The sequence below is a fragment of the Cellulomonas sp. A375-1 genome, assembly GCF_001040865.1.
Lineage (GTDB): Bacteria > Actinomycetota > Actinomycetes > Actinomycetales > Cellulomonadaceae > Cellulomonas > Cellulomonas gelida.
Window position 1 is genome coordinate 23,038 of sequence record NZ_LFKW01000063.1, and the last position, 9,126, is coordinate 32,163.

10 protein-coding genes and 4 tRNA genes are annotated in these 9,126 nt (G+C 74.3%); 9 read left to right on the forward strand and 5 right to left on the reverse strand.

Annotation, left to right across the window (positions count from 1 at the left end):
• Positions 1–142: 142 nt before the first annotated feature.
• Positions 143–225: transfer RNA gene (locus CWIS_RS07295), tRNA-Leu, on the reverse strand.
• A 34-nt stretch (positions 226–259) separates the two neighbouring features.
• Positions 260–727 (reverse strand): thioredoxin-dependent thiol peroxidase, encoded by a 468-nt coding sequence (bcp, locus tag CWIS_RS07300; protein ID WP_048342602.1) that lies wholly within the window; start codon positions 725–727, stop codon positions 260–262.
• A 231-nt stretch (positions 728–958) separates the two neighbouring features.
• Between bcp and CWIS_RS07305 the strand changes: the two genes are divergently transcribed.
• The 4 genes from CWIS_RS07305 to CWIS_RS07320 all read left to right on the forward strand — a co-directional run bounded on the left by CWIS_RS07305 (position 959) and on the right by CWIS_RS07320 (position 2,660).
• A complete protein-coding gene (locus tag CWIS_RS07305; protein WP_048342614.1) occupies positions 959–1,255 on the forward strand; it encodes a co-chaperone GroES in 297 nt (98 codons plus the stop codon).
• Positions 1,256–1,366: 111 nt separating this feature from the next.
• A tRNA-Lys gene (locus CWIS_RS07310) sits at positions 1,367–1,442 on the forward strand.
• A gap of 109 nt (positions 1,443–1,551) precedes the next feature.
• Complete coding sequence (locus CWIS_RS07315; protein ID WP_048342603.1) at positions 1,552–2,511, forward strand: RimK family alpha-L-glutamate ligase; 960 nt, start codon at positions 1,552–1,554, stop codon at positions 2,509–2,511.
• 73 nt (positions 2,512–2,584) lie between these two features.
• A tRNA-His gene (locus CWIS_RS07320) sits at positions 2,585–2,660 on the forward strand.
• Positions 2,661–2,798: 138 nt separating this feature from the next.
• Here the strand turns inward: CWIS_RS07320 and orn are convergent.
• Positions 2,799–3,446, reverse strand: coding sequence for an oligoribonuclease (gene orn, locus CWIS_RS07325; RefSeq protein ID WP_369796512.1), 648 nt, complete (start codon positions 3,444–3,446; stop codon positions 2,799–2,801).
• A gap of 59 nt (positions 3,447–3,505) precedes the next feature.
• Complete coding sequence (locus tag CWIS_RS18705; RefSeq protein ID WP_170210866.1) at positions 3,506–3,769, reverse strand: hypothetical protein; 264 nt, start codon at positions 3,767–3,769, stop codon at positions 3,506–3,508.
• A 286-nt stretch (positions 3,770–4,055) separates the two neighbouring features.
• Here CWIS_RS18705 and CWIS_RS18325 point away from each other — a divergent pair, with 286 nt between their 5' ends.
• A complete protein-coding gene (locus CWIS_RS18325) occupies positions 4,056–4,247 on the forward strand; it encodes a hypothetical protein (RefSeq protein WP_156186585.1) in 192 nt (63 codons plus the stop codon).
• A 114-nt stretch (positions 4,248–4,361) separates the two neighbouring features.
• Here the strand turns inward: CWIS_RS18325 and CWIS_RS07335 are convergent, their stop codons facing one another.
• A complete protein-coding gene (locus CWIS_RS07335) occupies positions 4,362–5,153 on the reverse strand; it encodes a Crp/Fnr family transcriptional regulator (protein ID WP_048342605.1) in 792 nt (263 codons plus the stop codon).
• 280 nt (positions 5,154–5,433) lie between these two features.
• Here CWIS_RS07335 and CWIS_RS07340 point away from each other — a divergent pair, with 280 nt between their 5' ends.
• The 4 genes from CWIS_RS07340 to CWIS_RS07355 form a co-directional block, all read left to right on the forward strand.
• Positions 5,434–5,706, forward strand: coding sequence for a heavy-metal-associated domain-containing protein (locus tag CWIS_RS07340; RefSeq protein WP_048342606.1), 273 nt, complete (start codon positions 5,434–5,436; stop codon positions 5,704–5,706).
• Positions 5,707–5,784: 78 nt separating this feature from the next.
• On the forward strand, positions 5,785–7,770 hold the full coding sequence (locus CWIS_RS07345; protein WP_048342607.1) for a cation-translocating P-type ATPase: 1,986 nt from the start codon (positions 5,785–5,787) through the stop codon (positions 7,768–7,770).
• Positions 7,771–7,835: 65 nt separating this feature from the next.
• A tRNA-Arg gene (locus tag CWIS_RS07350) sits at positions 7,836–7,908 on the forward strand.
• A gap of 111 nt (positions 7,909–8,019) precedes the next feature.
• Positions 8,020–9,126: GTPase domain-containing protein (locus CWIS_RS07355; RefSeq protein ID WP_197080782.1), on the forward strand; the 1,107-nt coding region annotated here is incomplete at its 3' end.

The following is a 9,126-nucleotide window of genomic DNA, read 5'->3' on the forward strand; positions in this document are numbered from 1 at the left end:
GCTCCCGATGCACGGCCCGGCGGAAGCGCTCAATCGCTTCACCCGTACGAGTGACACCACGAGGCGGGGGTGCGTCACGCGGACGCGGAGGGCGTGGGGCGGACGGGCACGACGACGCGCCGCGCGCGCCGTGCACTCTGGGTGCGGGAGGCGGGACTTGAACCCGCACGCCCGTGAGGGCACCAGGACCTAAACCTGGCGTGGCTGCCGTTTCACCACTCCCGCCGGCCCGCCGATCCTCCCACAGCGGGCGTGCGCGTCAGTCGAGACCGAGATCGCGCCGCAGCTTGGCGACGTGGCCCGTGGCACGCACGTTGTACTGCGCGAGCTCGACCGTGCCGTCGGCGTCGAGCACCACGGTCGAGCGGATCACGCCCGTGACGGTCTTGCCGTAGAGCTGCTTCTCGCCGTACGCGCCCCACGCCTCGAGCACCTGGCGCGACTCGTCGGACACGAGCGGGAACGTCAGCCCCTCCTCGGCGGCGAACGTCTCGAGCTTGGCGACGGGGTCGGGCGAGACGCCGACGACCGCGAAGCCGGCACCCTGCAGCGCGGACAGGGAGTCCCGGAAGTCGCACGCCTGCTTGGTGCACCCCGGGGTGCCCGCCGCGGGGTAGAAGTACACGATGACGCGCCGGCCGCGCAGGTCCGACAGCGTGAGGCTGCCACCGTCGGCCGTCGGGAGCGTGAAGTCGGGTGCGGTGTCGCCGACGGCGAGGCGGGGCATCGGGGCTCCTTCGAGGTGCGTGCAGGGCAGGTGCCAGCCTAGGCGGCGGCCGCGGGTCCGACGACGTGCGCGAGATACCGTGCGGGTGTGACCGCAGCGCACTCCGACCGCCCTGACAGCACCACCAGCACCCCCAGCCCCGCAGGCACCCCTGGCCCTGCCGGGACCGCACCCGCGGCGTCCGCCGCCCCGACGGTCCGGCGCTCCGAGGCGGGTGCGCTGCCGATCCGCATGCTCAACGACCGCGTCCTGGTCGAGCTGGACTCCGCGGGTGCCGAGCGACGCTCCGCGGCCGGCATCGTCATCCCCGCGACCGCCACGGTCGGCAAGCGGCTCGCGTGGGCGCACGTGCGCGCCGTCGGGCAGCACGTCCGGCAGGTCGAGGTGGGGGACCGCGTGCTGTTCGACCCGGACGAGCGCGCCGAGGTCGAGCTCGAGGGGCAGACGTACCTCCTGCTGCGGGAGAAGGACGTCCACGCGGTCGCGGCGCCGCGGGCGACGGGCGAGGGCACGGGCCTGTACCTGTGACGGTCGCCGTCCGACGACGGGGGCGTCGTGGCGGCCTGCCCGTGACCCTCGTCACGGGCAGGCGTACCGGTTCGCTCCCGGGGCCAGGTGCCTGCTAACGTTTCCTCCCGCGCGGCACTAGCTCAACTGGCAGAGCAGCTGACTCTTAATCAGCGGGTTCAGGGTTCGAGTCCCTGGTGCCGTACCACCTCGAAAGGCCCCTGACGCTCTCGCGCGTCGGGGGCCTTTCGGTTCGTCGGCGCAGGTGATGGGGCTCGGGCGGGTGGCTCGGCTGCTGCCCTGGGTACGCTTCGAGCGTGACCACGCCCTCGAGCACCACCACGCCCTCGAGCACGCAGCCCGCACGACTGGCTCTGGCGACCTGCGCCGAGCTGCCCGAGCTGGACCCCGACGACGTCCCGCTGCGCGAGGCGCTCGAGGCGCGGGGCATCGCCACCGACGTCGTCGTGTGGGACGACCCGACCGTCGACTGGGGCACGTACCACCACGTCCTGATCCGCTCCACGTGGGACTACTCGCAGCGCCCCGTGCAGTTCGTCGACTGGACCCGCCGCGTGGAGGCCTCCAGCACGCTGCTCAACCCCGCGGCCGTGGTGCAGTGGAACATCGACAAGACGTACCTGCGCGACCTCGAGGCGCGCGACGTCCCGACCGTCCCCACCATCTGGCTCGACCCCGCGCGCAACTTCGACTCGCGCGCGATCCACACGCGGTTCCCGGCCTTCGGCGACTTCGTCGTCAAACCCACCGTGAGCGCGGGCTCGCGCGACACCGGTCGGTACCGCGCGGACGAGACGCCGCAGCGCTCGCAGGCGATCATGCACGCCAAGAACCTGCTCGGGGTGGGGCGGTGGGTGATGATCCAGCGCTACCTCACGCAGGTGGACTCGGTCGGCGAGACCGCGCTGGTCTTCGTCGAGGGCGAGTTCTCGCACGCGGTGCGCAAGGGCGCGCTGCTGTCCGGGCCGTACAAGGAGGGCTCCGACGAGGGGCACCTGTACCGCGAGGAGACGATGTCGCCCGTCGAGCCGAGCGAGCGCGAGCTCGAGCTGGCGCGCACGGTCGTCGCCGCGCTGCCCGACGTCCTGGGGCTCGACGGCCCGCTGCTGTACGCGCGCGTCGACCTGATCCCCGACGACGAGGGCAACCCCGTGCTGCTCGAGCTCGAGCTCACGGAGCCGAGCCTGTTCTTCGCGCACGCGGCGGGGTCGCTCGAGCACTTCGTCGACGCGGTGGTCGCACGCGTCACAGCCTGACCGGCGACACCGTGTGCGAACCGGTGCCGCAGAGCCGTTACACTCATCCACGGCTCGGTCTCACCGGGACGTGGTGGCTATAGCTCAGTAGGTAGAGCACCTGGTTGTGGTCCAGGGGGTCGCGGGTTCAAGTCCCGTTAGCCACCCCACGCATGACGAAGGGCGCCGACGATGTCGGCGCCCTTCGTCATGCCCGGCTGGTCGTCATGCCCGGCTGGTCGTCATGTCCGGCTGGTCGTCATGTCCGGCCGGTCGTCACGTCCGCCCGGGACCCCGGCCCGCGCGGCTCAGGCCTTGGTGACCGAGGTCGCGACGATCTGCGCGGCGATGCGGCGCGCGGCGTTCGAGTCGGGGCCCGGGGCGGCCGGGAACAGCGCGGCGCGGTAGTAGCGCAGCTCGTCGATGCTCTCGAGGATGTCGGCCAGCGCGCGGTGCCCGCCGTTCTTGGGCGGCGAGGCGAAGTAGACGCGCGGATACCAGCGGCGCGCGAGCTCCTTGATCGACGACACGTCGATGATCCGGTAGTGCAGGTGGCCGACGAGGTCCGGCATGTCGCGCTCGAGGAACGCCTTGTCGGTGCCGACCGAGTTGCCCGCGAGCGGCGCCTTGCCCGGGTCCGGCACCCACGTGCGCACGTAGTCGAGCACCTGGCGCTGTGCGTCCTCGAGCGTCGTGCCGGTCGGCAGCGCGTCGAGCAGGCCCGAGGTCGTGTGCATGGTGCGGACGAACTCGCCCATCTGCTCGAGCGCCTCCGGCGGCGGGGCGATGAGCAGGTCCACACCTTCGCCGAGCACGTTGAGCTCGGAGTCGGTGACGACGACCGCGACCTCGACGAGGGCGTCGGCCGCGAGGTCGAGCCCTGTCATCTCGCAGTCGATCCACACGATGCGGTCGGCGCTCTCGTGGCCGTTGGGCTGGCTCGTCGTACTCGTCACTCGGGTCAGCCTAGGGCGGCGGGCGGTCTGCTGCCGCCAACGGCTCTCCGGGAGGTGCGTCAGCGGCGCTCGTCGGGCCGCTCGTCGTGCTCGTCGTCGGGGGCGTCCGACGACGGGACCGTCGAGGCGACCCAGGCGGCGAGCGGGACGAAGAGCAGGACGGCCACCCCGACGACGACCGACGTGCTCGCGGACGTGCCGGCCCAGCGCAGGACGACGGCGATGACGCCGCCCGCACCGATCCCGACGAGCAGACGCTCGAGCCACACGGTGACCCGGGTGCGCGGATCGACCGGTGGCGTGCTCCCGGCGTGGCGACCCATCAGCGGTCCCGACCTCGCGCGCCGTCGGTGCGGGCCTGACCTGCGTGCATGGCGACATCGTGGCACGCGCGGCAGTCGAGGGCCGTCCACCACGCGGCGCGTGCTCACACGGGCGCGCGGCACCCCTCCGGACGCGAGAACGGGCGTGGCCCGGCAGGGGGCCACGCCCGTTCGTGGGGCTGGTCGTGCGTCGCCATCGTCAGAAGGCGGCGCGGACGTGCGCGGGTGGCCGCGCGGCGACGAGGGACCGGCGCGCGCGACGGCGTTCCGGTGGATGGCTCGAGGCGTGCGCCAGATCGTGCGCGCGCTCGTCGCGACGACGCGCGAGCTCGGAGCGGGCCTGCAGCTCGCGCTGCTGGGTCTGGAAGAGGTCGAAGGACAAGAAGGCATGCATGACGAAGCTCCTGACGAGGGGTGGATGAGTTGCGGTCGAGCCGCAGACGAGCCGCCGGCCGATGACCCTCGGCGCGACGACTGAGCAGGACCACTCGACCACGCGCCTGATACCTCGGTCACGTTCTTTTCGGCGGCCGGCTCGACCGCCCGCCCGCCCGCCCTGCTCGACCGGCCGGACGCAGGGGACCTGCTCGGCTCAGTCCGTGCCCGCGGCCTCGTCCTCGAGCCGACGACGGTCGAGCACCGCGGTCCAGCGACGCCCGGAGTCGATGATGCGCTCCTTCTTCCAGCGGCTCATGACCCGCGACACCGACTCGGGCGTCGAGCGGGCGAGGCCCGCGAGGTCGGCGCGCGACAGGGGGACCTCGAGCAGCACGCCCGCCGCGCCGCGGTCCCGGCCCAGCTTGTCCGCGAGGCGCAGCAGCGTCGTCGCGACGCGCTGCGCGACGGTGTCGGTGGTCTGCCCGCCGATGTCGCTGTGGGCGCGCGCCAGCCGCGCGGCCACGTCGTCGAGCACGCGCAGCGCGACCACGGCGTGCTCGCTCAGCACCTCGCGGAAGTCGGCCTGGTCGATGCGCAGCGTGCACGACCCGACGAGCGCGGACGCCGTCTGCAGGTGGTACGGCTCGCCCAGCGTGCCCATCGCGCCGAACAGCTCGCCCGGGACCAGGATCTCCGTGACGGTGGCCGTGCCGCCGAGTGTGACCTGCGACAGCTTCACCGTGCCCTCGGCCACCAGGTAGAGCGCGTCACCGGGGTCACCCGCCGCGTAGATGACGTCGTCCGCGGCCCACGAGCGCGTCTGCATGCGCCGGTCGATGCCGTCGAGATCGGGCTCGCTCAGCCCGCGGAAGTACGGCGCGCGGGCGAGGACGGCCATCCGGACCGGGCGCGGGCACCGGTGCGGCAGCGTGACCTCCCGCAGCGGGATGGTGCGCCGCGCGCCGCGCGGAACGCTGTGGCGCGCACGGGCGTCCTGGGCTGTCATCGCGTCGCTCCACGGCAGAGGCCTCCGGGGCCGCGAGGTCCGCCCCGGCGTCCCGCCACGCTACCGCGCACGGGCCGGGACCCGGGCTCGCCCTGGCCCTGGCCGGTGTGCGGCTGATGGGCGACGCGCGGTTGATGGACGATGCGCGGTCGACGGACGGTGCGCGGTCGACGGACGGTGCGCGGTTGATTGACGGCGGTCATGGTGGCCGCACCTGCGTCTTCCTAGCGTGACGTGTGCCGGGACATCCCCGGCGACCCGTCCACCAAGGAGCCAGACCATGTCCGCCACCAGCAGCCAGACCGCCGCCAGCACTCAGACCGCCGACAGCACCGTCATCCGCACGGTGCTCCGCGCCGAGGGGTTCAGCTGCCCGTCGTGCGTCGCCACCATCCGGAAGCAGGTCGGCCGCCTCGCGGGGGTCCGTTCCGTCGAGGTGCGGTTCGCGTCCGGCCGCGTCGAGGTCGAGCACGACCCGGCCGTCACCACAGTCGACGAGCTCGTCGCCGCGATCGCCCAGGCGGGTTACCGGGCGGCTCCCGCGGCGTTCTGACACGCGCGGCCGCCGCCCCAGCCCCTGCCCGCTGCCACTCCTGCACACCCCAGCGGATCTGACTCGAAAGGCCTCGTCGTGACCTCCCTGCTCCTGCGCCCGCGCGACCCCCGCGTGCGGCTGGCCGCCTCCGGCCTGCTCGTGGCCGCTGCCTCGGTGCTGTCGCTGGTGGCGGGCGTGAACCCGTTCGCCGGCGGCCACGCCGAGGCCGTGCCGCTGTCCGGCACGCCCGGCCTGCTCGTCGCCTCCGACGTGCTCATGGTCGTCGCGGCCGTCGTCGCGGGTGGGCCGATCCTCGCCAGCGCGGTGCGCGCGCTGGCGGTGAAGGTCGTGAGCATCGACCTGCTCGTCTCGACGGCCACGGTCGGAGCGATCGTCATCGGCGAGTACTGGGAGGCCGCCGCGGTGACCTTCCTGTTCGCGCTCGGGCACTGGCTCGAGGCGGCGACCGTGAGCAGGACCCGCTCGGCGCTCGCCGAGCTCGTCGCGGTCGCACCGCAGACCGCGGTCGTCGTGCGCGAGGGCACGCAGGTCGAGGTCGCCGCGACCGCGGTGGCGCACGACGAGATCGTCCTGGTCAAGAACGGCGCCAAGGTGCCGGTCGACGGGGTCGTCGTGGCCGGTGTCGGCGCGCTCGACGAGGCGTCGATCACGGGCGAGTCGATCCCGGTCGAGAAGGCGGCGGGCGACCGCGTCTACGCCGGGACCGTGTCGGCCGGGGGGTTCCTGCAGGTGCGGGCCACCGGGATCGGCGCGGACACGACCCTCGCCCGGATCATCCACCGCGTCGAGGAGGCGCAGGACGCCAAGGCGCGCACCCAGACGCTCACGGAGTCGTTCGCGGCCTGGTACACCCCCGCGGTCATCCTGCTCGCGGTCGTCGCGGGGCTCGTCACGGGCGACGTGGTCCTGGCGCTGACCCTGCTCGTCATCGGCTGCCCCGGGGCGCTGGTCGTCTCGATCCCCGTGGCGGTCGTCGCCGGGATCGGGCGCGGCGCCCGCGACGGCATCCTCATCAAGGGCGGCGAGCACCTGGAGCGGTCGGCGCGGATCAGCGCCGTCGCGCTCGACAAGACCGGCACCCTGACCGAGGGCGCACCGCACGTGACCGACGTCGTGGTGCTCGCCGCGGACCTGACGCGCCGCGACGTGCTCGCATGGGCCGCGCGCGCCGAGGCCGGCTCCGGGCACCCGCTGGCGCGGCCGATCCTCGACGCCGCCGCGGCCGAAGGGGTGCCGGTCGACGCGCTCGCGGAGCACACCGAGCCCGTCGTCGGCAGGGGCGTCGTCGCGACCGTCGACGGCCGCCGGGTCGCGGTCGGCAACCTGCGGCTGCTCGACGGCGTGGAGCGCGACGACCGCGCTGCGGCCGAGGTCGAGCGGCTCTCGTCCGCCGGTCGCACGCCCGTGGTGGTCGCGCTGGACTCGCGGGTCGTCGGCGTCGTCGGTGTCGCGGACACGGTCCGGGCCGACGCGCGCGCGATGGTCCGGCGCCTGCGCGCGGCGGGGGTGACCAGGGTCGTCATGCTCACCGGGGACACGCGCGGCGTGGCCCGCGCGGTCGCCGCGCAGGTCGGGATCGACGACGTGCGGGCCGAGCTGCTGCCCGAGGACAAGCTCGAGGTCGTCGCGCGGCTCCAGGCCGACGGGCACACGGTGGCGATGGTGGGCGACGGCGTCAACGACGCGCCCGCGCTGGCCACGGCCGACATCGGTGTGGCGATGGGGGCGGCGGGCACGGCCGTCGCCGTCGAGACCGCCGACATCGCTCTCATGAAGGACGACCTCCTGAGCCTGCCGCGGGCCGTCGACCTCGCGCGGCGCACCGTCGCGGTGATGCGCCAGAACATCGCGATCGCGCTGGTCACGGTCGTGCTGCTCGTCGTCGGCGTCGTGGCCGGAGGGGTCACGATGGCGGTCGGCATGCTGGTGCACGAGGCGTCCGTGCTCGTCGTGATCGCCAACGCGGTCCGGCTGCTGCGGCGCCGCGCGGACGACGACCGCCCTGCCGCGCCGCACGTCGCCGCCGGACGTCGGTGGGAGGTGAGCGAGGCGGTTCAGTAGCCTGTGCGCGGGGTGCACCCGCCGCGACCTCGCCGCCGAGGCCGGACGGGTGCGCCGTGTGTCCCGCCCCCGTAGCTCAGTGGATAGAGCAGCCGCCTTCTAAGCGGTCGGTCGCAGGTTCGAGTCCTGCCGGGGGCACACCGCACCCGCACCCCGCCGCGCGCGCGGCGAAGGCGCCCAGGATTCGGGACGAATCGGGACGGCGTCGCCCGCGTGGCGCGTTTGTGCAGGTCATCCCTCGCCGCGACAATGGACGCCGTGAGCGTCCGGCCCGACACGACGGCAGCACAGCCCGCGGGAGACGCCCCGGCGGGCGCAGCCGCGAGCCTGCTGACCGACGGTCCGGCAGGCGGTGGGGCACGTCATGCCCTCCCGGAGGTCGAGGACGCCGACCGGCGCGCCGGTCGCCACACCGCCGACGACCCGCGCTCGATCCTCGCCCGGCCGCTCGCCGCGGGCTCGTTGCTCGACGCCGTGCGGGACCTGCGACGCGACGTCGAGGAGACCAGCTTCCCGCTCGACCTGCCGGGGACGGACGCCGCGCGCGCCTCCCGGGCACGCCTCGTCGACCAGCTCGGCGAGCACCTCGTGCCGCGCCTGACGGAGCTGTCGGCGCCGGCCGTCGTCGTCGTCGCCGGTTCGACGGGTGCGGGCAAGTCGACGCTGGTCAACTCGATCGTCGGGCGCGAGGTCACGACCGCGGGCGTGCTGCGGCCGACGACGCGCGAACCCGTCCTCGTGCACCACCCGGGCGACGCCGACCTGCTCGAGGCGCACCCGCTGGTCGGCACCGCGCAGGCGGTCGCCGACGAGGCCGTGCCGCGCGGGATCGCGCTGCTCGACGCACCCGACCTGGACTCGGTGCTCGACGCCAACCGCGACTCCGCGCACCGGCTGCTCGAGGCTGCCGACCTGTGGCTGTTCGTCACGACCGCCGCGCGCTACGGCGACGCGCTGCCGTGGCGCGTGCTGCAGGACGCGGTGGCCCGCGGGGCGTCGATCGCGATGGTGCTCAACCGCGTGCCCCCGGCGTCGTTGCCGGCGGTGCGCGGCGACCTGCTCGCACGGCTGCGCGAGCACGGGCTCGCCGGGTCTCCGCTGTTCGTGGTGCCCGACCAGGGTCCGCACGAGGGGCCGCTCGAGCCGCGCGTCGTGGCGCCCGTGCAGCGCTGGCTGCTCATGCTCGCGGGCCCGGACCGGGCGCGCGCGGTGATCGGGCGCACGCTGCGCGGGTCGCTGACCGCGCTGCGCGCCTGGGTCGACGAGCTGGCCGAGGCCGTGCAGGACCAGGCCGACGCCGCGGCGCACGTGGGCACGCTGCTCGACGAGGCCGTCGTCGAGCCGCTCGGACGCGCG

Excerpts from the sequence above, each read along its gene's own strand:
- bcp (WP_048342602.1), bottom strand. The coding sequence starts at position 727 with ATGCCCCGCCTCGCCGTCGGCGACACCGCACCCGACTTCACGCTCCCG.
- CWIS_RS07340 (WP_048342606.1), top strand. The coding sequence starts at position 5,434 with ATGTCCGCCACCAGCAGCCAGACCGCCGCCAGCACTCAGACCGCCGAC.
- CWIS_RS07335 (WP_048342605.1), bottom strand. The coding sequence starts at position 5,153 with ATGACAGCCCAGGACGCCCGTGCGCGCCACAGCGTTCCGCGCGGCGCG.
- CWIS_RS07305 (WP_048342614.1), top strand. The coding sequence starts at position 959 with ATGCTCAACGACCGCGTCCTGGTCGAGCTGGACTCCGCGGGTGCCGAG.
- CWIS_RS18705 (WP_170210866.1), bottom strand. The coding sequence starts at position 3,769 with ATGGGTCGCCACGCCGGGAGCACGCCACCGGTCGATCCGCGCACCCGG.